General features: G+C 65.0%; 26 protein-coding genes and 1 tRNA gene. 13 read left to right on the top strand and 14 right to left on the bottom strand.

The features are described 5' to 3' along the window. From A3E77_RS09520 to A3E77_RS09500, 5 genes are all read right to left on the bottom strand, one after another. A partial coding sequence (locus tag A3E77_RS09520) for an alkaline phosphatase family protein (RefSeq protein ID WP_293645305.1) occupies positions 1-255 on the bottom strand: 255 nt, incomplete at its 3' end. Positions 256-297: 42 nt separating this feature from the next. Continuing rightward, entirely contained in the window at positions 298-1,866 is a 1,569-nt protein-coding gene (locus A3E77_RS09515) for an alkaline phosphatase D family protein (protein ID WP_293645303.1), read from the bottom strand. Positions 1,867-1,941: 75 nt separating this feature from the next. Beyond that, positions 1,942-2,958, bottom strand: a complete 1,017-nt coding sequence (locus A3E77_RS09510) for a copper resistance protein B (protein ID WP_293645301.1) — start codon at positions 2,956-2,958, stop codon at positions 1,942-1,944. Next, the gene (locus tag A3E77_RS09505) at positions 2,955-4,679 is read right to left on the bottom strand and encodes a copper resistance system multicopper oxidase (RefSeq protein ID WP_293645299.1); all 1,725 of its coding nucleotides are present in this window, start codon (positions 4,677-4,679) and stop codon (positions 2,955-2,957) included. Before A3E77_RS09505 ends, A3E77_RS09510 begins: the two co-directional genes overlap by 4 nt. Next, entirely contained in the window at positions 4,676-5,413 is a 738-nt protein-coding gene (locus tag A3E77_RS09500; protein ID WP_293645297.1) for a glutaredoxin family protein, read from the bottom strand. Before A3E77_RS09500 ends, A3E77_RS09505 begins: the two co-directional genes overlap by 4 nt. 41 nt (positions 5,414-5,454) lie before the next feature. Here A3E77_RS09500 and A3E77_RS09495 point away from each other — a divergent pair, with 41 nt between their 5' ends. Next, a complete protein-coding gene (locus A3E77_RS09495; protein WP_293645295.1) occupies positions 5,455-5,856 on the top strand; it encodes a MerR family transcriptional regulator in 402 nt (133 codons plus the stop codon). Positions 5,857-5,937: 81 nt separating this feature from the next. Continuing rightward, complete coding sequence (locus tag A3E77_RS09490) at positions 5,938-6,405, top strand: hypothetical protein (RefSeq protein ID WP_293645293.1); 468 nt, start codon at positions 5,938-5,940, stop codon at positions 6,403-6,405. Positions 6,406-6,597: 192 nt separating this feature from the next. Here the strand turns inward: A3E77_RS09490 and ychF are convergent, their stop codons facing one another. Continuing rightward, the gene (gene ychF / locus A3E77_RS09485) at positions 6,598-7,695 is read right to left on the bottom strand and encodes a redox-regulated ATPase YchF (RefSeq protein WP_293645291.1); all 1,098 of its coding nucleotides are present in this window, start codon (positions 7,693-7,695) and stop codon (positions 6,598-6,600) included. Positions 7,696-7,826: 131 nt separating this feature from the next. Here ychF and A3E77_RS09480 point away from each other — a divergent pair, with 131 nt between their 5' ends. After that, positions 7,827-8,477, top strand: a complete 651-nt coding sequence (locus A3E77_RS09480; RefSeq protein ID WP_293645289.1) for a CAP domain-containing protein — start codon at positions 7,827-7,829, stop codon at positions 8,475-8,477. A 42-nt stretch (positions 8,478-8,519) separates the two neighbouring features. Here A3E77_RS09480 and A3E77_RS09475 read toward each other — a convergent pair whose 3' ends face one another. From A3E77_RS09475 to A3E77_RS09465, 3 genes are all read right to left on the bottom strand, one after another. After that, positions 8,520-10,391: a PhoX family protein gene (locus A3E77_RS09475; protein WP_293645287.1), complete on the bottom strand. Its 1,872-nt coding sequence runs from the start codon at positions 10,389-10,391 to the stop codon at positions 8,520-8,522. Between the two features lie 142 nt (positions 10,392-10,533). Then, complete coding sequence (locus tag A3E77_RS09470) at positions 10,534-11,526, bottom strand: SDR family NAD(P)-dependent oxidoreductase (RefSeq protein WP_293645285.1); 993 nt, start codon at positions 11,524-11,526, stop codon at positions 10,534-10,536. Positions 11,527-11,632: 106 nt separating this feature from the next. After that, a complete protein-coding gene (locus A3E77_RS09465) occupies positions 11,633-12,970 on the bottom strand; it encodes an MFS transporter (protein WP_293645283.1) in 1,338 nt (445 codons plus the stop codon). A 169-nt stretch (positions 12,971-13,139) separates the two neighbouring features. On the opposite strand from A3E77_RS09465, the gene cyoA reads away from it, so the two are divergent. From cyoA to A3E77_RS09430, 7 genes are read left to right on the top strand one after another with little or no spacing between them, the layout of a single operon-like run. Next, positions 13,140-14,321, top strand: coding sequence for a ubiquinol oxidase subunit II (gene cyoA, locus A3E77_RS09460; RefSeq protein WP_293645281.1), 1,182 nt, complete (start codon positions 13,140-13,142; stop codon positions 14,319-14,321). Positions 14,322-14,338: 17 nt separating this feature from the next. Beyond that, on the top strand, positions 14,339-16,351 hold the full coding sequence (gene cyoB / locus A3E77_RS09455) for a cytochrome o ubiquinol oxidase subunit I (RefSeq protein WP_293645279.1): 2,013 nt from the start codon (positions 14,339-14,341) through the stop codon (positions 16,349-16,351). A gap of 4 nt (positions 16,352-16,355) precedes the next feature. Next, positions 16,356-16,994, top strand: coding sequence for a cytochrome o ubiquinol oxidase subunit III (gene cyoC, locus A3E77_RS09450; protein ID WP_293645277.1), 639 nt, complete (start codon positions 16,356-16,358; stop codon positions 16,992-16,994). After that, on the top strand, positions 16,991-17,380 hold the full coding sequence (cyoD, locus tag A3E77_RS09445; RefSeq protein ID WP_293645275.1) for a cytochrome o ubiquinol oxidase subunit IV: 390 nt from the start codon (positions 16,991-16,993) through the stop codon (positions 17,378-17,380). The genes cyoC and cyoD overlap by 4 nt, the downstream gene beginning before the upstream one ends. Continuing rightward, the gene (locus A3E77_RS09440; RefSeq protein ID WP_293645273.1) at positions 17,377-18,078 is read left to right on the top strand and encodes an SURF1 family protein; all 702 of its coding nucleotides are present in this window, start codon (positions 17,377-17,379) and stop codon (positions 18,076-18,078) included. Before cyoD ends, A3E77_RS09440 begins: the two co-directional genes overlap by 4 nt. Beyond that, positions 18,078-19,397, top strand: a complete 1,320-nt coding sequence (locus A3E77_RS09435; RefSeq protein ID WP_293645271.1) for an ATP-binding protein — start codon at positions 18,078-18,080, stop codon at positions 19,395-19,397. The genes A3E77_RS09440 and A3E77_RS09435 overlap by 1 nt, the downstream gene beginning before the upstream one ends. Continuing rightward, complete coding sequence (locus A3E77_RS09430; protein WP_293645269.1) at positions 19,394-19,939, top strand: response regulator transcription factor; 546 nt, start codon at positions 19,394-19,396, stop codon at positions 19,937-19,939. The genes A3E77_RS09435 and A3E77_RS09430 overlap by 4 nt, the downstream gene beginning before the upstream one ends. Before the next feature lie 17 nt (positions 19,940-19,956). Here A3E77_RS09430 and A3E77_RS09425 read toward each other — a convergent pair whose 3' ends face one another. Together A3E77_RS09425 and A3E77_RS09420 are read right to left on the bottom strand one after the other, a co-directional pair. Next, positions 19,957-20,379, bottom strand: coding sequence for a DUF4112 domain-containing protein (locus tag A3E77_RS09425; RefSeq protein WP_293645267.1), 423 nt, complete (start codon positions 20,377-20,379; stop codon positions 19,957-19,959). Positions 20,380-20,421: 42 nt separating this feature from the next. Next, positions 20,422-21,927 (bottom strand): ABC transporter substrate-binding protein, encoded by a 1,506-nt coding sequence (locus A3E77_RS09420; protein ID WP_293645265.1) that lies wholly within the window; start codon positions 21,925-21,927, stop codon positions 20,422-20,424. 86 nt (positions 21,928-22,013) lie between these two features. Here A3E77_RS09420 and A3E77_RS09415 point away from each other — a divergent pair, with 86 nt between their 5' ends. Next, positions 22,014-22,946: a GNAT family N-acetyltransferase gene (locus tag A3E77_RS09415; RefSeq protein ID WP_293645263.1), complete on the top strand. Its 933-nt coding sequence runs from the start codon at positions 22,014-22,016 to the stop codon at positions 22,944-22,946. A gap of 20 nt (positions 22,947-22,966) precedes the next feature. Here A3E77_RS09415 and A3E77_RS09410 read toward each other — a convergent pair. Beyond that, positions 22,967-23,052 (bottom strand) — tRNA-Leu (locus A3E77_RS09410). Positions 23,053-23,142: 90 nt separating this feature from the next. On the opposite strand from A3E77_RS09410, the gene A3E77_RS09405 reads away from it, so the two are divergent. Next, positions 23,143-24,090: an ABC transporter ATP-binding protein gene (locus A3E77_RS09405; protein WP_293645260.1), complete on the top strand. Its 948-nt coding sequence runs from the start codon at positions 23,143-23,145 to the stop codon at positions 24,088-24,090. Beyond that, entirely contained in the window at positions 24,087-24,854 is a 768-nt protein-coding gene (locus A3E77_RS09400) for an ABC transporter permease (RefSeq protein WP_293645258.1), read from the top strand. The genes A3E77_RS09405 and A3E77_RS09400 overlap by 4 nt, the downstream gene beginning before the upstream one ends. Positions 24,855-25,027: 173 nt before the next feature. Here A3E77_RS09400 and A3E77_RS09395 read toward each other — a convergent pair whose 3' ends face one another. Beyond that, positions 25,028-25,306 carry an integration host factor subunit beta gene (locus tag A3E77_RS09395; RefSeq protein ID WP_293645256.1) on the bottom strand — a complete coding sequence of 93 codons (279 nt, stop codon included), beginning with the start codon at positions 25,304-25,306 and terminating at the stop codon, positions 25,028-25,030. A 206-nt stretch (positions 25,307-25,512) separates the two neighbouring features. Beyond that, on the bottom strand, positions 25,513-25,965 hold a 453-nt coding region (locus A3E77_RS09390; protein WP_293645254.1), incomplete at its 5' end, for a S1 RNA-binding domain-containing protein.

Raw genomic sequence — 25,965 nt, 5'->3', positions numbered from 1 at the left:
ATTGTCGGGGCGTTTGCCCGTCACCATCGCATAATGGTTGGGAAAGGTCTTGGTCGGGAAGGACGGGCGCAGCTTCCCATGCGCGCCGTCCGCGGCCAGCCGCGACAGGTTGGGTGTGATGCCGCGATCCAGATAATCGGCGCGGAATCCGTCGATCGAGATCAGGATCGTGACCGGCGCGCGCGCGTCGCCCTCTTGCGCCAGCGCGGCAAAGGGCAGGAACAGGGCGAGCAGAAACGGGACAAAGCGGTTCATGGTCGGTCCGCTATGGGTCTTGTGTGACCATCCGGCGACACATCATGCCATCTTGATCCCGGCGACATCGCGTTCGACCACGCCCGTCGCGCGTTTGGACAGATTGTTCACCGGGGTCGTCACCTTGTCGACCACCATGAAATGCGTCTGCCACGCCTCGCGGTTCACTTCGCACACCAGATAACCGCGCTGGTCGTTGGCGAATTTCAGTTCGGGGTTCTGGTTCAGGAACATGTCGGTGCCATTGCGCCTGTCGCTGCCGTCGCCGCCCGACGAGATCGAGGTTGCGACGAACTCGGCGCCGACGAGCTTGTCCTTTGCCACCAGGTCGCCGCAGAAATTCTGATGCTCGTCGCCGGTCAGCACGACATTATTCTTCAATCCCGCCATGCGCGACAGGATGCGCTCGCGCGGGGCTTCATAGCCTGCCCAGCTGTCCAGATTGACGATCTTCTTCGGTTCGTCCGCCTTGCGCCGCCGGTCGAGCGACATCATCGTGATTTGCTGCGCAAAGGCATTCCACGTCGCGCCGCCCCTGGCGAGGTTGCGGCCCAGCCATTCTTCCTGCGCCTTGCCCAGAACCTGCGCATCCTTGTCGAACACCGCCGGACAGGCGGGTTTGAAGCCGTCGTCGCAGGGCTGGTCGCTGCGATATTGCCGCGTGTCGAGCAATTGCATCGCCATCAGGTCGCCGTATCGGAACTCGCGGTTCATCGCGACCATCCCGGCGCGGGGCAGCAAGGCCTTGCGCACGGGCATATGTTCGTACCACGCCTGCATCGCCGCCTGTTTCTTGAGCATGAAGATTTCGGGGGGCGCGGCTTCGGGGTCGTTCACGTCGAGCCCGAGTTTCCAATTGTCGATGTCCGAAACCCAGTCGTTGCGGATTTCGTGATCGTCGAAGCTCGACAGAAAGGCATGGGTGCAGCGCGCCGCCTGCAAGTCGATGTCGCCAAGCTGCTGGGCATAGGCGCCCCGGAAATCATTGACGTCGACGAGCGCGCGGAAGGCATGTTTGCGCACCGGCCGCGTCGGCAGCCCGGTGTTGAACAGATATTCCTCGCTATATTCATAGATGAAGTCGCCATAATGATAGACGAAGGCAAGGTCCTCGCGCGCGAGGTGGCGATAGGCGCCAAAGAAACCCGCCTCGAAATGCTGGCATCCCGCGACCCCGAATTTCAGCGCATCGGCCTTGGCGCCCGGCGCGGGCAGGGTGCGGGCACGGCCGCGCAGGCTGCGTTCGCCGCCCGCGGTGAAGCGGTAATAATAGGGACGGTCGGGCTGGAGTCCCGCGACCTCGACATGGACGCTGTGCGCCAGTTCGGGGCGCGCCAGTTCGGTGCCCTTGGCGACGATGCTGCGAAAGCCGCCGTCGCTCGCGACCTCCCAGTCGACCGGCACATTCGCGAGCGGCATCCCGCCGTGCGGTTCCATCGGTTCGGGCGCGAGCCGGGTCCAGATGACGAAACCGTCGCTGGCCGGATCGCCCGCGGCGACCCCAAGGCTGAACGGGAAGTCGCGGAAAATCCCGCCCTCGGCGCGCAGGATCGCGGGGGCGGCAAGGCCGGCGAGCGTCGCCCCGGCAAGGAAATGGCGGCGGTTGTACATGGCTGGCTCCGTGCGGGCGCGAATCGATGAACCCTCGATAGACGAGCGCCGCGTTACATCAATGCGCCGCGCGCGTCAGAACCAGAAGCGCACCCCCGCGACAAACGCCGGACGCGACGGGTCTTCGCCATCGGCGCGTGCGAAGCGCGCGGTCTTGCCGACCTTGCGTTCCCAGACAAAGCCGACATAGGGCGCCAGTTCGCGTTCGATTTCGTACCGCAGGCGAAGGCCCAGTTCGACGCTCGACAGGCCCGCGCCGACGCCGCGCTCGACCACATTCTGCGCCGCAAAATTCAGCTCGGCCCAAGGTTGCAGGATCAGGCTCTGCGTGATGCGCTGGTCATAGCTCGCCTCGAAGCGGCCGGTGGCGTCGCCCTTGTGCGACACGAACACCGCGACTTCGATATCGAACCAATAGGGCGCAAGCCCCTCGAAGCCGATGACGGCGTGGGTCGGCGACGCGCCCGGCCCGAAATCCTGCCGGATGCCGGCCTGGAAATCGAAATAGGGTCCGATCGCACGGCCCCAAAGCGCCTGCACCTCACCGCCCTCGAACGGCCCGCCGAATTCGCCTTCGCCCTCGCTCTTGACGACGAGCTTGTCGATGTCGCCCCCGAACCAGGCTTCGGCGTCCCAGACATAGGTCTCTTCGCCGCCGCCGACGCGGACTTCGGCCTGATCGAGCATGATTTTCGATACGCTGCCGCCGCCATGCTCGGCATAAAGCTGCGCGCGGGCGGTGGCCATGGCGTCGGCGCCGAAGATCGCATCGGCGGCGCCGACGCGCGGCGCAGGCGGGGGAGCGGCATTGCCCACGCCGGGGGTGCCGGTTTCGGGACGCGAGCAGTGCCCCATCGCGGCATGTTCGGGGGAGCAGGCGGGCGCTGCGGGCTTGGGCTCTTCCGGCATCGTGCAGTGACCCATCGCCGCATGTTCGGGTGTGCAAGCCGGGGCGGGGGGCGGTGGCGGGGCTTCCGGCTTCGGCATCTCGCAATGACCCATTGCGGCATGTTCGGCGGTGCAGGCCGGGGCGGGGGGCATGTCGTGCCCCTGGTGCTGCGCGGCGACGAGCAGGAGGGCGAACAGGCTCATGCCGCATCCTCCGCCGGGCGGACGGTGACCACCTGCATCATCCCCGCGTGCATGTGATAGAGGAGGTGGCAGTGGAATGCCCAGTCGCCCGGCGCGTCGGCGGTCAGGTCGAAACTGACCTTGCCGCCCGGCTGGACGTTGACCGTATGCTTGCGCGGCGCATGGTCGCCTTTGCCGGTGACCAGTTCAAAGAAATGGCCGTGCAGGTGGATGGGATGCGCCATCATCGTGTCGTTGACCAATGTCACGCGCACGCGCTCGCCCAGCGTGAACGGGATCGGCGCCTTGACCTCGTTCATCTTCACCCCGTCGAACGCCCACATATAGCGTTCCATATTGCCGGTGAGGTGGATCTGCATCTGCCGCGACGGCGCGCGCGTGTCGGGGTTGCGGTCGAGCGCGACGAGGTCGCGATAGGTCAGCACGTCGGCTTCGTTCTCCAGCCCCTGACCGGGGTCGCCGGTGCGGTCGACCGGCATCGGCGATATGCTCTGCACCGTCGGCGTGTCCTTCACCGTCGGGGCCAGGCGCATGTCCCGCATGCTGTGGTCCATGCCGCCGTCCGGCCCCCCACCATGGCCCATCGCGCCGTGGCCCATCGCGCCATAATCCATGCCGCCATGCTCCGTGCCGCCCATGCCCATGTCCTGCATCGTCGCCAGCGGGCGTTCGCGCAGCGGGGGAACCGCCGCGACCATGTCGGCGCGCGGCGCCAGCGTCGCGCGCGCCATGCCCGACCTGTCCGACGTTTCGGCGATCAGCGAATAGGCTTCGTCGCCGGGTGTGATGACGACGTCATAGGTTTCGGCGACGGCGATCTGGAACTCGCCGACGCGGACGGGGCGGACGTTCAACCCGTCGGCCTGCACGACCTCCATCATCAGGCCGGGGATGCGCACGTTGAACGTCGTCATCGCCGACGCATTGATGATGCGCAGCCGCACCCGCTCGCCGGGACGGAACAGCCCGGTCCAATTGTCGCGCGGGCCAAGCCCGTTGACCAGATAGCGATAGGTCGCGCCGGTAACGTCGCTGATGTCGGTGGGGTCCATCCGCATCGCGCCCCATTCGACGCGGTCCTTCAGCGGCTGGTCCCTCCCGGCGATCAGGCCGGCGAGCGTCTGTTTGCGGTGGTTGAAATAGCCGCCCATCTGTTTCAGCTTCTTGAAGATCATATGCGGATGGAGCGCGCTGTGGTCCGACAACAGGATCACATGTTCGCGGTCATAGGCCACGGGGTCGGCGCCCGCGGGGTCGATGACGAGCGGACCATAATGGCCGACCTGTTCCTGCAACCCCGAATGGCTGTGATACCAGTAAGTGCCCGACTGCCGGACCGGAAATTCATAGGTAAAGCTCTTGCCGGGCGCGATGCCCGGAAAGCTGATGCCGGGCACCCCGTCCATGTGGAACGGCAGGATCAGCCCGTGCCAGTGGATCGAACTGTCCTCGCCGTCCAGCGCGTTGGTAACGTGGATACGCGCGTCCGTCCCTTCCTTCAGCCGGACGAGCGGGCCGGGGATCGTGCCGTTGATGCCGATCGCATGGCTGGTCTTGCCATCGATCGTCAGCATCCGGTGCGCGATCTTGAGGTGGATGTCGCTGCCGCTGACCGTCGGCAGGCCCGACGAAACCGGCTGCGCCCAGGCGGGCAGCCAGGGGACAAGCGCCGCGGCGCCGCCCGCGAACAGCAATTGCCGCCGATCCATCGTCACGGTCACATCATCCTCCCCAGCATCCAAAATGCCATGGCAATCATCATCAGATTTTCGGTCAGCGAGACAAATCCCAACGGCACCTTGCTGCTGCCGCCGACGCAGGCGCATTTGATGTCGCGCCGGTCGATATAGACCGCCTTGAACACCGATGCCGCGCCGATCGTGCCGATGAACAGCGCGACCGGGATCGACAGCCAGGGCAGCGCGTGGGCGGTCATCAGCACGCCCGCGAAGCCCTCGGCAAAGGGATAGATGCTCGCGTAGGGAACCCAGCGGCGCGCGAGCAGGTCGTAATTCAGGAACATCGTCGCAAACTTGTCGACGTCCTGCAACTTCTGCAGCGCAAGGACGATCATGCTGAACGAGATGAACCATTCGGCGGCGCGCAAGGTGAAAGCATTCCCCTCGACCGCGAAGCTTGCCGCGAGCGCCATCAGCGCGGTCATCGCGAAGAGGGCGATCACCGGGATATAGCTCGTCGCGTCGGGATCGGCGACCTTCAGCCCGAAATGGCGGCGCAGATCGTCATATCCGCCGATGCGGACACCGTCGATGAAAGTCTGCGGCGTCGTCTTGACGCCATGCTCGGCCTTGAATGCATCGGTCTCGGCGCGCGTCGTCAGCCATCGGTCGTCGACGGCAAAACCGCGGCGTTGCAGCAGATACTTTGCCTTGAGGCCATAGGGGCAGGTGTGCCCCGGCATGACCATGCGATGGAGGGTTGCTTGGCGTGTCATGCAGCCCCTATAACTTCCGTACCATAGTACGGAGTCAAGCGATGCAGCTCACGATCGGCAAATTGGCCGCCGCCGGCGCGGTTGGGGTCGAAACAATCCGTTATTATCAACGCCGCGGCCTGATGGGGACGCCGACGCGCAGCGGCGGCGACGGTTGGGGGGCGGGTGTCCGCCGCTACGACGCCGACGATCTCCGGCGCCTGAAATTCATTCGGTCGGCGCAGGCGTCGGGTTTCACGCTCGACGAAATTTCCGACCTGCTGGCGCTTGAGGAAAGCGACGACCGGGTCCGCGTCCGGGCGCTGGCCCGCCAGCGGATCGAGGCGCTCGATGCCAAGATCGCCCAGATGACCGAAACCCGCAGCGCGCTCGCCCGCCTCGCCGACCAATGCGCGGCGACCGACAAGGGACCATGCCCGATCCTGGCTGCGTTCGAGCCTTAGGTTCCTGAAAAGGCCGCTAGCGACCAATTGCGGACTTCGGCCGGTCGTCATAAGTTCGAGGGCGGCATATGGAGGACACGGGTGGCGCGGACTTTTTTATGGGTGTTAGCGGCGGCGGCCGTCCTTAGTTCGTGCAGCGCTGATTACCCGGTTAATGCCGTTTTCTTGAACGGTCGATTGGCCTTTGCAGGCGCCGGTAAGGACTGGTTCTTTGGGGAAACGGGATTTTGCCCCAGCTATTTCTCAGTTCGCGATGAATCGGGGAAGACTGTCTGGCGGATCGAGAACGCAACAGACAATGTTAAGTGCGAGATTTTTCCACTATTCTATGGCGTTGCACCGGAGAACTGGCAGTCAGTGGTGCCTGCGGAACCACTGAAGTCAGGGCATCTTTACATCGTCAATGGAGCTGGCGGGGATCAATATCATGGCGCATTCCGCTATCGCGAGCAGCGTGTGCTGGGCGTTGCCAACGAGCCGGATACTGCACACAGATTTGAACCGCCGCCTTACGACTGGCCTGCCGAGCAAGCCTTGGAGCCTTTGTAACGTCCGCTTCCCACCCCAAAGCCGACGCGGCGCCATCCAAAACGGGGCTTTCCTGCATTATTTCCCCATGCCAGCCTGATGCCCGCTCTTTGAAAACGGCGAAATTCCGTTCCTCCGCTTAAAGCGACAAGGCAGCCATTCTCGACGTGCGCCGACGCATCCTGCGACGCACTAAGGCCTCGGCAAGCCCGATCAGCTGTGCAGGAAATGCATCACGTCGCCGTCGTGGACGACATAGGCCTTGCCCTCGGCGCGCAGCTTGCCGGCTTCGCGCGCCTTTGCTTCGCCGCCCAGCGCGACATAGTCGTCATAGGCGATCGTTTCGGCGCGGATGAAGCCCTTCTGGAAATCGCTGTGGATCTCGCCCGCGGCTTCGGGCGCGGTGGCGCCGCTGTGGACGGTCCAGGCGCGCGCTTCCTGCGGGCCGACGGTGAAGAAGGTGATCAGGTGGAGCAGTTCGTAACCGGCGCGAATGACGCGCGCGAGGCCGGTTTCGTGGAGGCCCATTTCTTCGAGGAATTCCAGCCGGTCGGCCATGTCCATCGTCACCAGCTCGCTCTCGATCGCCGCCGAAACGACGACGGCCTGCGCGCCTTCCGCCGCCGCCTTGGCGAACACTTTTTCGGAAAAGGCATTGCCGTTCGCGGCGCTGCCTTCATCGACGTTGCAGACGTAGAGAACAGGTTTCGAGGTCAGGAGCTGCGCGGTCCGCAACACGCGGGCTTCCTCGTCATCCTTCGGTTCGACCAGCCGCGCGGGCTTGCCGTCGCGCAGCAGGTCGAGCGCCTGGCCCAGCACCGATGCCGCGATCTTGGCTTCCTTGTCGCCCTGCGCGGCCTTTTTGGCAAAGGCGGGAACGCGCTTTTCCAGGCTTTCGAGGTCGGACAGCAGCAGCTCGGTCTCGACGGTTTCGGCGTCGGCGACCGGATCGACCTTGTTTTCGACATGCTGGATGTCGTCATCCTCGAAACAGCGCAGGACATGGACGATCGCATCGACTTCGCGGATATTGCCGAGGAACTGGTTGCCCAGCCCTTCGCCCTTTGACGCGCCGCGCACCAGCCCCGCAATATCGACGAAGGCGAGCTGGGTCGCGATGATCTTCTTGCTGCTCGCGATGGCGGCCAGTTTCTCCAGCCGCGCGTCGGGCACCGCGACATTGCCGATATTCGGCTCGATCGTGCAGAAGGGATAATTCGCCGCCTGTGCCGCCGCGGTTTCGGTGAGCGCGTTGAACAGGGTGGACTTGCCGACGTTGGGCAGGCCGACGATGCCGCATTTGAAACCCATAAAAACTCCGTGAGATCGGGCGCGCTGTTCGGTGCGGCGCCGCTGTTGCAGCGCCCCTAGCGCCAAGTCGCGCCCGGCGCCAGTCTTTGCCGTTGCGCCCGGTTCAGACTTGGGCCTTTATCGCACCCGCCATGACGAAATCGCGCCTTCTCGCCGCCGCCGCCATCCTCACCCTTGGTGCGACGGTCGCCGTCGCCGCGCCGAGCCGGTTCGAGCAAGGCGTTTTCACCGAACTCAACCGCTTTCGCAGCGATCCGGCCGCCTATGCCGACTTTCTGCGCGACTATCGCCCGCGTTTCGATGGCAAGCTGTTGATCGGCGACGAGGACAGCGAAATCGACATTATGACGCATGAGGGCGTCGCCGCGGTCGATGAAGCGATCCGCGACCTTCGGCGGGAAAAGCCGCTGGCCGAACTCGAATGGAGCGACCGGCTGGCGCAGGCGGCGGCGGACCATGTCGCGGTCCAGTCGCGATCGGGCGCGGTCGGCCATTATACCCGCGGTCGCGGCCCCGGCGAACGGATGCGGGCGCGGGGCGGCGGGCCCTATGTCAACGAAGTGATCACCTATGGGCATCACAGCCCTGCGGGCGTCGTCGACCAGCTGTTGATCGACGACGGGGTGCCGGGCCGCGGCCATCGCCACAGCCTGCTCCGCCCGACGCATCGCTATGCCGGGATCGCGTGCGGCCGCCACCCGGTGCACCGGACGATGTGCGTGACGCTGATGTCGCAGACGCCCGACGGATCGCCGCCACCACCGCCGAAGCGCGCGCCGTGACGCCCGTCCGCCCCTGACGACAGGGGCGGACGGGCCGTGCGGTCAGTTGCCGACCGGCTGGGCGTCGGTGCGGCGCACCACGATAGTCGACGATCGCGGCGGCTCGCCGGCCACCGGCCAGTTGCCCGTCGGGTGCTGGATGTTGACGAAAAAGGTCTTCAGGTCGGGCGTATAGGCCAGGCCCGTGATCTCGCAACCGAGCGGGCCGACCAGAAAACGCTTCGACTGCTTGGTCACCTGGTCGACGTAGAACATCGCATTATGACCAAAGGCCTGATCGATGCTCCGGCCCGCGACGCCCGAATTGCCGGGGACGCTGTGGTCGGTCTGCACCCACATGCGGCCTTGCGGATCGATACGGATGCCGTCGGGGCTGGAAAATGTGTCGCCGTTGATGTTGCCGACCAGGTTGCTGCCGCCCGCCGAAAGCGACGGGTCGCCTGCGGCCAGGAAGATTTCCCAGCTGAATGTCGTCGCAACCGGCGAATCGCCCTCCTCGCGGAACTTGATGATATGGCCGTGCAGGTTGGTGACGCGGGGGTTGGCGGGGTCGGTGACGCGGCGACCGCTGTTGTTGGTCAGCGTGACGAACACCGCCTTGTTGTCGGGTGCGACGGTGATCCACTCGGGACGGTCCATGACCGTGCCGCCGGCGACCCGGGCCGCCGACTTGCAGTTGATCAGCACATCGGCCTGGTTGTTGAAATTGACGATGGTCGGCGTCGGCGGCGTCGTGCTCTGGCTGGTGTTGCCGGGGTCCGACGCGCCTGCGGTCAGGCCGTTCTGCCCGACGACCAGCGCGCGCCATTCGCCCGTGCCGTCGCCGTTGAAGCGCGCGACATACAGCGTGCCATAGTCGAGCAGTTCGGTGTTGGCGGCACGATTGGTCGTGCTGTAAGCGCGGTCGGGGACGAATTTATAGATGCACCCCGGCGTGCTGTCGTCGCCCATGTAAAAAGCCACGCGGCGGTCGCTGTTCGCCATGAAGGCGACATTTTCGTGATCGAAACGGCCCATCGCGGTGCGCTTTGTCGGCTGGGCCAGTTCGCGCAGCGGATCGATTTCGACCACCCAGCCATAATTGGTCGCGGGCTGCGTCGGGTCGAAATAATTGTCGGTGGTTTCCTCGCAGGTCAGATAGGTATCCCACGGCGTGCGGCCGCTCGCGCAATTGTTCAGCATACCCTTGATGCTGCCCGACAGCAGGCCCGCGGCGGGGCCCCCGGCGCGATAGCTGCTGTTGCCGGTATAGCGGCGGTTATAGGTCGACCCCGACCTCACCGCCCATTTGCCGTCGGTGCCCTTGGCGATTTCGACGACGCCGATCCCGACCGCCGACAGCGCCAGTGCCTTTTGGTCGGCGGTTGCGGTCGCGGCATTATATCCGCCCGCCATCAGGATGTTGAAATCGGGATATTCAAAATTCAGGGCCAGCAGGCCGCCAACATTGGCGTCGACGCCGGGCAGGGTGAAATACTCCATCCCGTCATGATTGCCGCCGGCCCATTTTTCGGCGACCGCGGGCGTCGGAAAACTGCCCGAATAGCCCGCGCCGGCCTCAACCGAATCGCCGGCCTTCAGCAGCACGTCGACGGTGTAACCCGCGGGCACAGTGACCTTGTCCTCCTGGCTCGCGGCGACCGCGGCGAACGTGACCGCATAGCTGACCGGCGGCGGCGTCGGGGTCGGCGTGGGGCTGGGGGTCGGCGTTACCGTGACCGGGGGTTCGGCGTTGCTGTCGTCGCAACCGGCCAGCACGGCGGCGGGGATGATCGACAGGCCGAACAGGCCGTTGCGAAGCAGCGTGCGGCGCGACGGATTTTCGGCAACGATCGCTTCGAGGCTGCCAGGACCCGGCAGGCTATCGGTTTCGTCGCGATACGGCGCGCGGGCGTCATCGGTAAGATGTGACATGCAGTTTCCCCTGTTTTCCGGTTGAGCCCCGGGACTCGAACGTCCCGGTTTGGAGGTGGCGCACCGATTGCAGAGGATGATGTCATCCGCGTTGCTTGAACGCGTCGGAATGCAATGACTTAAATGACGGACTTGTGACGGATCAGTCGTGAACCGCCTTGACCAGCGGGCCGAGCCCGCCACCGCCGAGCCACGCGAGCTGGACCTCCGCCGAAACGCGGTTGATCGCTTCCTGCGGCTTGTTGCCCGGATGGACCGCGCGGCGCAGCGGCCGCTTGCCGGCGGGCATCGCCATGATCTCGGCAATGGCAAGCGGCACGTCGGCTGGGTCCGCGCTGCGGCCGCTGCCGTCCTCGGTCCCCATGCCGCGTGTGAACGGCGCATAGGCTGCGAGCAGCGCCGCCTCGCTGCGATCGCGCAGCGCCCCGGTATAGATGTTGCGGTTCTGCCACACGCGGGTCGGATAGCCGCCGGGCTGGATGATCGTCACGTCGATCCCGTGCGGCACCAGTTCATAGGCGAGCTGTTCGGACAAGGCCTCGACGGCGAATTTGGTCGCCGAATAATGACCGCCGCCGGGCACGATCACCCGGCCGAGCTGTGACGAGATATTGAAGACCTGCCCGCCCTTTGCCACGCGCATCTGCGGTAACAGCGCGCGCAGCATCCGCTGGATGCCGAACACATTGGTGTCGAAGATCAGGCGGGTGGCCTCCATATCCTGCACCTCGACCGGTCCGGTGATGCCGATCCCGGCATTGTTGATCAACGTGTCGATGCGGCCGCCCGCCAGTTCGAGCGCCTGCGCGGACCCGCTGGCGACCGAGGCGTCGTCGGTGACGTCGATCTCGACGATCTGCACGTCGAGTTTCTCCTTCGCGGCTTCGGCGGCCAGCGATTCTGCCTCGGGTCGCGGGACGTTTCGCATCGTCGCGATCACCTTGGCGCCAAGCCGGGCGTAGAACAGCGCGCCGATCCGGCCAAAACCGCTCGACGCGCCGGTGATCAGAATCGTGCGCCCCTTCAGCGTCGGTGCAATCCGGGGCGTCGCGGCGTGGAGCAGGGTGGGGGCGGCGGTGAGCGCGGCGGCCCCCGCGATCAGCTCGCGGCGGCTGGGGGTGTTGCGATCGGACATGAAAAGCTCCTTTCGGTTGCCATCATGCCCTACTTCGGCCGCGCCGCCAAATGGGCGGGCAGGCAACTTGTTGGTGCGCGACGCCCGCCCGATGCCAATGCCGACGTCAGCCGATCGTGCTGGCGAGCTCGCGGTTGAGCCAGAGCGCGACGAGCGTGCCGATCGCGCCCGAAAGCAGATAGGCACCCGCCGCAATCAGCCCGAACTGGCTCGACAGCCAGAGCGCGACCATCGGCGCGAAGCCGGCGCCGAACAACCAGGCGAGATCGGAGGTGAAGGCCGAGCCGGTGTAACGGTGGCGCGGCTGGAAGTTCGACGACAGCGCCCCCGACGACTGGCCGAACGACAGGCCGAGCAGCGCAAAGCCGAGGATCATGAAGGTCGCTTCGCCCAATCCGCCGGCATCGAGCAGCTGGGGCGCGAAGCCGCTGAACGCCGCGATGGCAGCAGCGGTCGCGGCGAGAACCGTGCGGCGGCCGAAGCGGTCGGCGAGCGCGCCCGATGCGATGATCGTCGCGATACCGAAGACTGCGGCGATCGCCTCGATCATCAGGAAGCGGACCGGGGTTTCGTCGGTGAACAGGAACACCCACGACAGCGGGTAGACGGTGACCATGTGGAACATCGCGAAGCTGGCAAGCGGTGCGAAGGTGCCGATGACGATCGTCTTCCATTCCGAGCGCACCGTGTCGAGCAAGGGCGCCGGCTGAAGCGCGCGATTCTCGAACAATTCGGCATATTCGGGGGTCACGACGATGCGCAGCCGCGCGAACAGCGCGACGACGTTGATCGCAAAGGCGACGAAGAAGGGATAGCGCCATCCCCAGGCGAGGAAATCCTCCGCCGGAAGCGCCGAGATCAGGAACATGAAGAGCAGGCTGGCAACGATCAGGCCGAGCGGCGCACCGAGCTGAGGGATCATCGCATACCAGCCGCGCTTGTTTTCGGGCGCGTTGAGCGCAAGCAGCGAGGCGAGACCATCCCACGAACCGCCAAGCGCCACACCCTGGCCCATGCGGAACAGTGCGAGCAGCAGCGCCGCGCCGATGCCGATCGACTGATAACTGGGGAGGAAGGCGATCGCGGCGGTCGAACCGCCAAGTAGGAACAGCGCGATCGTCAGCTTTGCGCCCCGGCCATAGGCACGGTCGATCGCGGTGAAGATGATCGTGCCGACCGGACGCGCGACGAAGGCGAGGGCAAAGATCGCGAACGACCAGAGCGTGCCGGTCAGCGGGTCGAGGTGCGGAAAGACCAGCTTCGGAAATACCAGCACCGAGGCGATGGCATAGACAAAGAAGTCGAAAAATTCGGAGGTGCGGCCGATGATGACGCCGATCGCGATCTCGGCAGGGTCGATGCGGTGGCCCCCTTGGTCGTCGGCGCCGTGGAGGGCGCGGGCGTCGCGTTCGACCTCGGTGGTGGGCACGGTATCGGCAGCCATGGTAACAATCCTTGAGCTGGCGCCCGCCGCACGTCAGGATGCAGGGGCACGAGTCGTTCATAGGGCAAAAGCGCCCGGAATGAAAATGTCCCTGCGCGATGATGACCGATCGCGGGATTGGACAAAATGTCCTATGTGCAGTGCAACAAAGGAGGCCTAGGCGCGCATCATGCCAAGCAATCTCCCCCGTTTTTTCGCCCGGACGCGGCTGTTGCCGCTGGTCGCCGCGCTGCCGCTTTTGTCGGGTTGCGGGCTGATCGTGCTCGATCCCGCCGGCGATGTGGCGCGCCAGCAGGGTGATCTGATCGTCCTGTCGACGGTGTTGATGCTGCTGATCATCGTGCCGGTGATGGCGCTGACGATCTTTTTTGCCTGGAAATATCGCGCGTCGAACAAGGATGCGACCTATAAACCCGACTGGGACCATTCGACGCAGCTTGAACTGGTGATCTGGTCGGCACCGCTGCTGATCATCATCTGCCTGGGCGCGGTGACCTGGGTCGCGACGCATTTGCTCGACCCCTATCGCCCGCTGGCGCGCACCGGGCCGGGCCAGCCCGTCGCGGCCGAAGTCAAGCCGCTCGACGTCCAGGTTGTCGCGCTCGACTGGAAATGGCTGTTCATCTATCCCGAACAGGGGGTGGCGACGGTGAACGAGCTGGCGCTGCCGGTGAACCGGCCGATCCGGTTCCGCATTTCGTCCTCGTCGGTGATGAACAGCTTTTACGTGCCCGCGCTTGCGGGGCAGATTTACGCGATGCCGGGCATGGAGACGAAGCTGCACGGCGTGTTCGACAAGACCGGCGATTATGAAGGCTTTTCGGCCAATTATTCGGGCTGGGGCTTTTCCAACATGCGCTTCGCGGTCAAAAGCCTGCCCGCGGACGCGTTCGATAAATGGGTCGCCGCGACAAAGGCGTCGGCCGAAGGCGATCTCGGCCGCGCCGAATATCTGAAGCTGGAAAAGCCGACGCACAAGGAGCCGGTCCGCCGCTTCGCCGCGAGCGATCCGCAGCTGTTCGACGCGGTCGTCAACATGTGCGTCGAACCCGGCAAGATGTGCATGCACGATATGATGTCGCTCGACGCCGCGGGCGGCGCGGGGATCGCGGGCATCGGCAATGTCCGGCAGGTCACCTATGACAAGTTCGCCGCGCGCGGCACCGTCGACGTCGCGCGTTGGGGCATGCGCTATGTCGCGGCCTATTGCAGCGCACCGGTGATGTCGAACGACCGTCCCGACGCAAAGCCCGTCGCGCCCGCGAAGCTGAAGGGTGAGGGGCTTCCCCATCCGGGGCGGCCCGAACGCACCGCGCTGAACGCGCCGGCCGCACCCCGCCCGATGTCCTGAACGAGCCCGAGAGTCCCATGACCATCCCGCATCCCGCCCCCGAAACCGGCCCGTTCCTTGGCAAGCTGTCGCTCGACGCGCTGCCGCTGCACGAACCCATCCTGGTCGTCACCTTCATCGGCGTCGTCCTTGGCGGCATCGCCGTGCTTGGCCTGATCACCAAGTTCCGACTCTGGGGATATTTGTGGACCGAATGGTTCACCACCGTCGACCACAAGCGCATCGGGATCATGTACATGATCCTGGGGCTGATCATGTTCCTGCGCGGCTTTGCCGACGCGATTATGATGCGCCTGCAACAGGCGATGGCGTTCGGCGGGTCGGAAGGATACCTCACCCCGCATCATTATGACCAGGTGTTCACGGCGCACGGCGTGATCATGATCTTCTTCGTCGCGATGCCGTTCATCACCGGACTGATGAACTATATCGTCCCGCTCCAGATCGGCGCGCGCGACGTCAGCTTTCCCTTCCTCAACAATTTCAGCTTCTGGATGACGACATCGGGCGCGGTGCTGACGATGATCTCGCTGTTCGTCGGCGAATATGCGCAGACCGGCTGGCTCGCCTATCCGCCCTTGTCGGGGATCGCCTACAGCCCCAATGTCGGCGTCGATTATTATATCTGGGGGCTTCAGATAGCCGGGGTCGGCACGACCCTGTCGGGCATCAACCTGATCGTCACCATCCTGAAGCTGCGCGCGCCGGGCATGGGGCTGATGAAGATGCCCGTCTTTACCTGGACCTCGCTCTGCTCGAACATCCTGATCGTCGCAAGCTTCCCGATCCTGACCGCGACGCTCGTGCTGCTCAGTCTCGACCGCTATGTCGGCACCAATTTCTTCACCAACGACCTCGGCGGATCGCCGATGATGTATGTGAACCTGATCTGGATCTGGGGCCACCCGGAGGTTTATATCCTGATCCTGCCGCTGTTCGGCGTCTTTTCGGAAGTTACCTCGACCTTCTCGGGCAAGCGCCTCTTTGGCTATACGTCGATGGTCTATGCGACGATCTGCATCACGATCCTGTCGTATCTCGTCTGGCTGCACCATTTCTTCACCATGGGGTCGGGGGCCAGCGTCAACAGCTTCTTCGGCATCACGACGATGGTGATTTCGATCCCGACGGGGGCCAAACTCTTCAACTGGCTGTTCACCATGTACCGCGGCCGCATCCGCTACGAACTGCCGATGATGTGGACGATCGCCTTCATGCTGACGTTCGTTATCGGCGGCATGACCGGGGTGCTGCTCGCGGTGCCGCCCGCCGATTTCGTGCTCCACAACTCGCTGTTCCTGATCGCGCATTTCCATAATGTCATCATCGGCGGCGTGTTGTTCGGCCTGTTTGCGGCGATCAATTACTGGTGGCCCAAGGCGTTTGGCTACAAGCTCGACGTTTTCTGGGGCAAAATCAGCTTCTGGTGCTGGGTCGTCGGTTTCTGGGTCGCCTTCACGCCGCTCTATATCCTGGGCCTGATGGGCGTGACCCGCCGGATGCGCGTGTTCGACGACCCGAGCCTGCAAATCTGGTTCGTGATCGCAGGGATCGGCGCGCTGATCGTCGCCGCGGGTATCGGCGCGATGCTGGTCCAGTTCGCGGTGAGCATCTGGCGTCGCAAGGAACTGCGCGACGAAACCGGCGGCGATCCGTGGGGTGGTCGCACGCTCGAATGGGCGACCAGCTCGCCCCCGCCCGACTATAATTTCGCCTTCACGCCCGTCATCCACGACCTCGACGCGTGGTACGACATGAAGAAGCGCGGGCACCAGCGCCCGGTCAGCGGCTATCGCGACATCCATATGCCGAGCAACACCGGGGCGGGGATGATCCTGTCGGGGTTCTGCCTGGTGATGGGCTTTGCGCTGGTCTGGCACATCTGGTGGCTTGTCGCGGTCAGCTTCGTCGCCACGATTGCCGGCGCGATCATTCACACCTTCAACTACAAGCGCGATTTCCACATCTCGGCGGCCACGGTCACCGCGGTCGAGGATGCGCGCACCCGCCAGCTGGCGGCCGGAGCCTGATGCGATGAGTGCCAAGACCATCACCGCGCCCACCTCGGCGGACGAACCCGTCCAGTTCTACGACCTCGACGAACATGCCCATCCCGAAGGGCACAGCACGATGCTGGGCTTCTGGATCTACCTGATGAGCGACTGCCTCATCTTTGCGATCCTTTTCGCCTGCTACGCCGTGCTCGGCGGCAGCTATGCCGCTGGCCCGGCGCCCAAGGATTTGTTCGACCTGAAGCTGATCGCGCTCAACACCGCGATGCTGCTCTTCTCGTCGATCACCTATGGCTTTGCGGTGCTCCAGATGCAGCAGGGCAAGGTGCGCGGCGTGCAGATCTGGCTGGCGATCACCGGGCTGTTCGGGCTCGCCTTTCTCGGCATCGAGCTGTACGAATTCCACCACCTGATCGAGATGGGCGCGACGCCGCAGCGCAGCGCCTTTCTGTCGGCCTTCTTCACGCTCGTCGGCACGCACGGGCTGCACGTCACCTTCGGCATCATCTGGCTGGTGACGTTGATGGTCCAGCTGTCGAAGCACGGCCTGATCGCCGCGAACAAGCGCCGCGTGATGTGCCTTTCGATGTTCTGGCACTTCCTCGACGTCGTGTGGATCGGCGTCTTCACCTTTGTCTATCTGATGGGAGTGCTGCGATGAGCGTCGATCCCCACGCCGCTGCGCATGGTCACGGCGAGATCGAAATGCCGCACGCGTCTATGCGCGACTATGTCATCGGTTTTGTGCTGTCGGTCGTCCTGACCGCCATCCCGTTCTGGCTGGTGATGACGATGCCGCTGAGCGCGGGCGCGACGGGGGCGATCATCATGGGTTTCGCGGTGGTGCAGATCGTCGTCCACATGGTCTATTTCCTCCATATGACGCCCAAGGCAGAGGGCGGCTGGTCGCTGACATCGCTGATCTTCACGGTCATCGTCGTGGTCATCATGCTCGCGGGGTCGCTGTGGGTGATGCATCACCTCAACACCAACATGATGCCGATGCCGCACGAACCGACGAGCCAGACGGCGGGCCAGGTGCCTTGATCCGGTCCCGCCGCGCGGCCTTTGCCGCGGCGGCGCTCATTGCGGCCGCGGCGCTCGCGGTGCTCGGAGTGTGGCAGCTCGAACGGCGCGTCTGGAAGCATGAACTGATCGCGGCGGTCGACGCGCGCATCGGTGCGGCGCCGGTGGCGGCGCCGGGGCCGGACGCGTGGCCCCGGATCAGCGCGCGACCGGACGCCTATCGCCGCGTCACGGCAACGGGCCGCTTTCGCCATGGCGACGAGGTGCTGGTGCAGGCGGTGACCGATCGCGGTGCGGGTTTCTGGGTGATGACGCCGCTTGAAACGCCCGGCTTCACCCTGCTCGTCAATCGCGGCTTTGTGACGACGAACCGGCGCGATCCGCACGCCCGCGCGGCAGGGAATGTTGCGGGTGCGGTGACGGTGACCGGACTGCTGCGCCTGACCGAGCCCGACGGGGGCTTCCTGCGCACGAACGATCCGTCGGCGGGGCGCTGGTATTCGCGCGATGTCGCGGCCATCGCCCGGGCGAAGGGACTGGCCCGGACCGCCCCCTATTTCGTCGATGCCGACGCGTCGCCGAACCCCGACGGATACCCGGTCGGCGGACTGACCGTGGTGCAGTTTCGCGACCATCATCTGGTCTATGCGCTGACCTGGTTTGCGCTTTGCGCGCTCACCCTCTTTTTTGCGTGGCGCCTGTGGCGTATTCGGGACTGATGACCAGCCCCACGACCTTGCCCGACGCGGAGGCCAAAGGCCCGGCCGGCGCCAGCGCCGGCCGCCGCAACATGGCGCTGCTGATCCAACTGCGCTGGCTGGCGGTCGGCGGGCAGCTCGCGACGATCGGCATCGTCAACGGCCCGATGGGCATATCGCTGGCGCGCGCGCCGCTGCTCGCTGCGATCATGGTGCTGGTCGCAATCAATTTCGCAAGCATCGCCTTGCTGCGTCGCGGCCGCGCGGTCACCAACATCGAACTGACCGCGGCTTTGTTGTTCGATGTCGCGGCGTTGGGGTGGCAACTCCACCACAGCGGCGGGCTGACCAACCCCTTCGCGTCGCTGTTCCTGCTGCAGGTCGTGATCGGCGCGATCCTGCTGACCCCGCGTTCGTCGTGGGCGATCGTCGTCGCGGCGCTTGCCGCGCTGGCGGCGCTGCGCATCGACCCTACGCCGTTGGTCCTGCCACCGCCTTATGATGCCGACCCGATGGCGCTTTACCTGCAAGGCAGCTTTGTGTGTTTCCTGCTCATCGCGGTGCTGCTCGTCGCTTTCGTCACGCGGATCAGCCGCAATTTGCGCGACAGCGACGCGGCGCTCGCCGCCAGCCGCCAACGTGCCGCCGAGGAGGATCATATCGTCCGCATGGGGCTGCTTGCGTCGGGCGCTGCACATGAACTGGGGACGCCGCTATCGACGCTGTCGGTGCTGATCGGCGACTGGAAAACGGCGACGCGGCTGAAGGACGACCGCGAGTTGCAAGAGGATCTGGCCGACATGGATGCGGCGGTCGGGCGCTGCAAGGCGATCGTCAGCGGCATATTGATGTCGGCGGGCGAAGCGCGCGGCGAGGCGCCGCAGCTGACCACGATGCGCGCCGCGTTCAACGAGATTGTCGCGCACACCCGCGCGGTGCGACGGCCCGACACGGTCGAGTTCAACGACCGTTTCGGCGCCGATGTCGCGATCGTGTCGGACCCGGCGCTGCGGCAGGTGATCGGCAATGTGCTCGACAATGCGGCTGAGGTTTCGCCCGACTGGACCAGCTTCACGGTGTCGCGCGACGGCGACATGCTGGTGATCGAAATCGCCGATCGTGGGCCGGGATTCAGTCCTGAGATGCTGGAGAATTTCGGGCAACCCTATCGTTCGACCAAGGGACGTCCGGGCGGCGGGCTCGGGCTGTTCCTGCTCGTCAACGTCCTGCGCAAGCTGGGCGGCGGCGCCAGCGTGTCCAACCGCGACGCGGGCGGGGCGTTGGTGCGGATATTCCTTCCCATTTCGGCGCTCGCGCGCGTCGATGGAGACGCGGCATGAGCGAGGCAGGACACGAGCGGCGGCAATTGCTGATCGTCGAGGATGACGAGGCGTTCGCCCGCACGCTCAAACGGTCGTTCGAGCGGCGCGGCTATGAAGTCCGGGTCGCGCACAGTCCCGACGCGCTGGGCGATTTGCTGGCCGACTGGCGTCCCGGCTATGCCGTCGTCGACCTGAAACTGGGCGGTGCATCGGGGCTGGCATGCGTCCAGACGCTGCGCGCCCGCGATGCCGGGATGCGGATTGTCGTGTTGACCGGCTTTGCCAGCATCGCCACCGCGGTCGAGGCGATCAAGCTCGGCGCTTCCTATTATCTTGCCAAGCCGTCGAACACCGACGACATCGAGGCGGCGTTCGAGCGGTCCGAGGGCAATGCCGACGCGCCGCTCGACGCACGTCCGACGTCGATCAAGACCGTCGAGTGGGAACATATCCACCAGACGCTCGTCGAAACCGACTTCAACATATCGGAAACGGCGCGGCGGTTGGGAATGCACCGCCGCACGCTCGCGCGGAAGCTGGAAAAACGCCAGATACGCTGATCGGTCGCCGACGGACCTTACTGGTCGATGATTATCGTGCCGGGATGGTGCTGGTCGAGATGCTTCTTGATGATCCGCAGGTTGCGCGTGTTCGACCGGAAAAAGAAGTCGAAGGCGTCGCCGACGAGCGGGACGGCGCCCAGCGCGGTATCGACGCCAAGATTGCCGACCATCCGCCAGATCTTCCACTTCGGCATCCCCAGGTTGCGCGCTTCCCAGATCAGATAAGCGCCCATCGTCGCGGCGATGACGTCGCCGACCACCGGGACAAGCCCGACGATTGCGTCAAGGCCGACGGGGCGGTTGATGCCCGGAATGACAAAGCTGCGTTCGAGCAGGATTTCGATCGTTTCGACGCGCTTGCGCAGCGCCGCCGGATCGGTGCGATTTTGGACCAGCGCGTCGAAAATCGCGTCGGGGTTCGGGGTCGAAGGGGCCATTCGGGTCCTTTCAGGCAGCGCCCGGGGATGAGCGCCACTGTATTAGTTAGGTAAGGCGATCAGATGATTCAATGGGTGCTGTGCGCGGCCGTTGGCGCGCAGCCCCGTCAGCCGCTGCGACGCGACCGACCAGCGCAGCGGTGTCGCAAGCGGAATGAAGGGGGCGTAGCGACCCAGCACGGCTTCGGCCTCGCTGACCTGTTGCGCGCGCTGGCCGAGGTCGATGTTGCGCGTCGCCTGGTCGATCAGATTTTGCGCGTCGCGATTGCAGAGCGTGTCGCGGCGGCACGACAGGCGGCGCAGCGCCCACAGCGCGTCGTCATTGGGTGCAACCTCGTCGATCAGGCGCAGGTCGGCGGTCGACGCCATTTTTACCCGCTGGCTGGGCACGCCAATCGCCGCGAAATCGGCCGCGACATAGGCGAACAATATCCGGCCGCCCGGCGAATCGGGGACGGCGATGCGCAGCGGTTCGATCTCGCGCCCTGCGCCGCGCCAGGCATCGACGACGCGCTTTGCCTGCGCGATCCGCGACGCCGCATCATATTCGGCCCAGACGGGGACGAGCGGTGCGGGGCCGCCGTCACGTGCATAAAGCGCCGGACGCAGCGTGACCTGGGGTTGCCATTCGGCCAGACCGAAGGCTTCGACCAGCCGTTCGCGCCGGATCGCGCGGACCAGCGCATCGCGATTGGCGTCGGTGGCAAGAAACCCCTCGGCGCGGACAAAGGACAGGCCGAACAGCCCGGGGACGGGATCGACGACGAGCCGCGAGCGGCCGATGTTCGACGCGACGAAATAGGGCAGGGTGGAAAAACGACCGCCCAGAACCCCGTCGGCATAGCCATTTTTGAACCGCGCCAGCGCCCCCGCGGGCGAGGTGCCGACCAGTTCGATCGAGGATGCCGGATCGTTCGCCGCCGCTTCGGCAGCCTCCGGGTCGTCGGCGAGCGGATCGGGGGCGGGCGACAACAGCACGGCGCGGCCGATCCTTCGCGCCCGCATCGGACCCCATCCCATCCCCTTGCTGACGATCGCCATCGACGGCTGCGCGAGCAGTTCGAGGATGGCGGGCTGCGGGACCGCGAGCCGGATTTCGATGACCGTGTCGGTCATCGCCCTGATCGTCTCGACCTCCGGGAAATCGCTTTTCAGCACATGGCGGCTGGCAGGGGCCAGGTAGGAGCGCAGGATCGCTGCGACATCCTCGGCGGTCACCTTGCGGCCGTTCGACCATTTCGCTTCGCGCAGGCGGAAGATATAGCTGCGCCCGTCGGTGGTGACGGTCCAGCGGTCGGCGAGGCCGGTGTCGATCTGGCCCTCGCCGTCATAGCTGACCAGCCCTTGCGATGTGGCGTCGAGCAGGGCGGCGTTGGCGGCGGACAATTCGCCGTCGAGCGGCGTCGCCGCGGCGTTGAGCGACCCCATGGCGGCGATCTTGGCCGGACCGCGCTCGCCGAACAGGCCGCAACTCGATACCGACAGGGCAAGAGCCGCCGCCACCGCCACGACCCCGGCGGTGCGCCCATATCTGCCTCTTGCCGTCATTATCCGCTTTGCCTCCACATCGTGTAAGCCAATCATAACCATGTGCTGCGAAACCGGAATAGGGTGATCGCATCCATGGGGAGCAAATGCAGCGTCAGGACGACAATCGGGCGGATGAGGGCGTCGCGCTGCGTATAGAGGTCGCGGGGCGGACGCTCGGCCATGTCCGGCGCCGGCTGCGCGTCGTGCCGCACAGCCTGGACGCGGCGCTCGCGGGCGTGCCCGGCGACCTGCCGCCGCCAGGGCCGGACGGCTGGATGCTGCGGTCGCTGCCCAGGGGCCGGCTTGCAGATATCGTGGCCGGAAGGCCCGGCTGGCTGGCCGCGGTGCGGCAGCATTATCCCCGCCACTATATTGCGATGGAGGGGCAGGGGTTCGACGATTGGTGGCAGGGTTTTTCGTCCAAGACCCGCTCGACCCTGTCGCGCAAGGCGCGGCGGCTGGCGGACCAGTTTGCGGGCGGATTTTCGGTACGCGCCTATCGCACCGCCGAAGAAGTGGCCGAGTTCATGGCGGTGGCCGGTGCGCTGTCGGCGCGCACCTATCAGGCGCGGCTGATGCAGGCGGGGTTGCCGACCGACGACGCGGACGTCGCGGCGGCGGTCGCGGCGGCGGCGGCGGGACAGGTTCGCGCTTTCCTGCTGTTCGGAGGCGATCGGCCGATCGCCTATCTGTACCTGCCGGTCGAGCGCGGCGTGCTCCTTTACGCGCATCTGGGCTATGATCCCGATGTCGCGGATCTTTCGCCGGGCACCGTGCTGCACGTCGAGGCGATGCGCGCGCTCTATGGCGAAGGGATTTTCCGCGCCTTTGACTTCACCGAGGGCGATGGCGCGCACAAGGCGCAGTTCGGCCGCGCCTCGGTGGCTTGCGCCGACGTGCTGCTGCTCCGCCCGACGCTGCGCAACCGCGCGGCGCTCGCGATGATGCGCGGCGTCGACGGGCTGGCGGTGCGGGCGAAGGGGATGCTCGATCGCATGGGGCTGCGCGCCCGGGCGAAAACATTCCTGCGGCGCTGAGGCAACAGGCCGGACGGCTCTGGTGCGGACGGCGGGACTTGAACCCGCATGACACTAGGCCGGCAGATTTTAAGTCTGCTGCGTCTACCGATTTCGCCACGTCCGCACGCGCGGTGCCGGTCAAGCCGATGGGCCGGTGGAGGTCAAGCGATGTTTGCCGCTTCACGCCGCCCGGCGGCTCGGCTAGACCCGCCGCATGACTCCAGTTCTCGAGATTTCCGGCCTCGGAAAAACATATAAGAGTGGTCACACGGCGTTGAGCGGCGTCGACCTCACCATCAACAAGGGTGAGATATTCGCGCTTCTTGGGCCGAACGGCGCGGGCAAGACGACGTTGATCAGCATCGTCTGCGGCATCGTGACGGCCAGCGTCGGGACCGTGGCCGTCGCCGGACACGACCATGCGCGCGATTACCGCGCGGCGCGCTCGCTGATCGGGCTGGTGCCCCAGGAACTGCACACCGACGCGTTCGAGACGGTGCTGGCGACGGTCAGTTTTTCGCGCGGGCTGTTCGGCAAGCCGCGCGACCCGGCGTTTATCGAACAATTGCTGCGCGACCTGTCGCTGTGGGACAAGCGCGATTCCAAGATCATGGAATTGTCGGGCGGCATGAAGCGCCGCGTGATGATCGCCAAGGCGCTGTCGCACGAACCCGAAATCCTGTTCCTGGACGAACCGACCGCGGGGGTCGATGTCGAGCTGCGCCGCGATATGTGGCAGATGGTGCGCGGCCTGCGCGAACGCGGGGTCACGATCATCCTGACCACCCATTATATCGAAGAGGCCGAGGAGATGGCCGACCGGGTGGGGGTCATCACGGGCGGGCGGCTGATCCTGGTCGAACGGAAGGACGAGCTGATCAAGAAGCTGGGGCGCAAGACGCTGACGCTCAATCTCGTCGAGCCGCTGGCGGCGGTCCCCGAAGAGCTGGCGCAGTGGACGCTGGCGCTGGCGGCCGAGGGCAATGAGCTGGTCTATGAATTCGACAGCCGCGCCGAAGCCACTGGAGTGCCCTCGCTACTGCGGCGGATGACCGACATTGGGGTCCAGTTCAAGGATCTGCACACCAGGCAAAGCTCGCTCGAAGATATTTTCGTCGGGCTGGTGCATGAATCGAACGGCGCCAAGGGAGAAGCCGCATGACCGCAAACTGGCGCGGCGTGCGCGCGATCTACGCCTTTGAAATGGCGCGCTTCGGGCGCACCTTCTGGACCAGCCTGATGCTGCCGGTCATCACCACGGCGCTGTATTTCGTCGTTTTCGGATCGGCGATCGGCAGTCGGATGAGCGAGGTCGGTTCGGTTCCCTATGGCGCCTTCATCGTGCCGGGGCTGATGATGTTGACGATGTTCACCGAAAGCATCAGCAACGCCTCGTTCGGCATCTATATGCCCAAATGGACCGGGACGATTTACGAGATGCTGTCGGCGCCGCTGTCGCCGCTCGAAACGGTGATCGCCTATGTCGGGGCGGCGGCAACCAAATCGGTGGTCATCGGGTCGATCATTTTCGCGACCGCGCATCTGTTTGTCGACGTGCAGGTCGCTCATCCCCTGCTGATGGTCGCCTTCATGGTCCTGATGGCGGTGACATTCTGCCTGTTCGGTTTCATCATCGGCATCTGGGCGCAGAGTTTCGAGCAGCTACAGGTCATCCCGATGCTGGTCATCTATCCGCTGACCTTTTTGGGCGGCGCTTTCTACTCGCTCGACATGCTGCCCGCGGCATGGCGGACGATCACGCTGTTCAACCCCGTCGTCTATCTCATCAGCGGGTTCCGCTGGACCTTTTTCGGCGAAGGCGACGTCGGCATCGAGGTGAGCATGGGCGCGGTTGCGTTGTTCCTGACGCTGTGCCTCGGCGTCATCTTCTGGATGTTCCGCACGGGATACCGGCTCAAGAACTGATAAACGCCGCACCGCATCGCAATCGTCATGCTGGCCGCGGCGATGGCCTCGCCGTTTCAGCATCCATGGCCCGCGCTTGTCTGCGGGGCCGCGCGTTGCGGAAGCGCAGGCGATGCACCCTGAAACAAGGTCAGGATGACGAGATGGAATAAGCGGGTGTTTTCTCGCGGACGTCAGTCGTTCAGGCGTTCGCGCATTTCCTTGCCCGGTTTGAAATAGGGGACATTTTTGGCCTTCACATCGACCGCCGCGCCGGTGCGCGGGTTGCGGCCGGTGCGCGAGTCGCGCGACCGGGTCGAGAAGGCGCCGAAGCCCCGCAGTTCGACCCGCCCGCCCGAGGCGAGCTGGTCGACAATCGAATTGAAGAAGGTGTCGACGATGCGCTCGACTTCTTCAAGCCGCAAATCGCTGTTTTCGCTCGCGATCTTCTGAACCAGTTCTGACCGGATCATGTGATTCCCCTATGTATACAGTCACGCCCTACCCGCCGAGGCGGGCATCCGGTCATTGCCGGCCCTTTTGCGTGAGACCCCTCCCAACGCGCGGCGAAGGTATCATGAATCACGGTCCGGTCAAAAATATATCACGATAAGAAAAAGGCCCGCAGAGGGACACTCTGCGGGCCTTTTCTTTGCCTTGCGGCCGAAGGCTGAAAGGATCAGTCCTTCTTGCCGGCCTTCAGCGCTTCGCCGAGGATGTCGCCGAGCGAGGCACCCGAGTCCGACGAGCCATATTGCGCGACGGCCTGCTTCTCTTCGGCGATCTGCATCGCCTTGACCGAGAAGTTCGGCTTTTTCGAGCGGTCGAAGCCGATGACCATCGCATCGAACTTCTGGCCGACCTGGTAACGTTCGGCGCGCTGTTCGTCGCGGTCGCGGCCAAGGTCGGCGCGCTTGATGAAGCCGGTGGCGCCATCGTCGCCAGCCTGGACTTCCAGGCCGTTGTCACGGACTTCGAGGACCGAAACGGTGACGACGTCATTCTTCTTCAGCGAACCGGCAGCAGCGGTGCCGCCGCCAACGGCCGGAGCACCCTTTTCAAGCTGCTTGATGCCCAGGCTGATGCGTTCCTTCTCGACATCGACGTCGAGAACGACGACCTGCACGGCCTC

Source organism: Sphingopyxis sp. RIFCSPHIGHO2_12_FULL_65_19, from assembly GCF_001830555.1.
In the GTDB taxonomy this organism is placed as follows: domain Bacteria; phylum Pseudomonadota; class Alphaproteobacteria; order Sphingomonadales; family Sphingomonadaceae; genus Sphingopyxis.
This window is presented reverse-complemented; position numbering and strand designations above follow the sequence as displayed.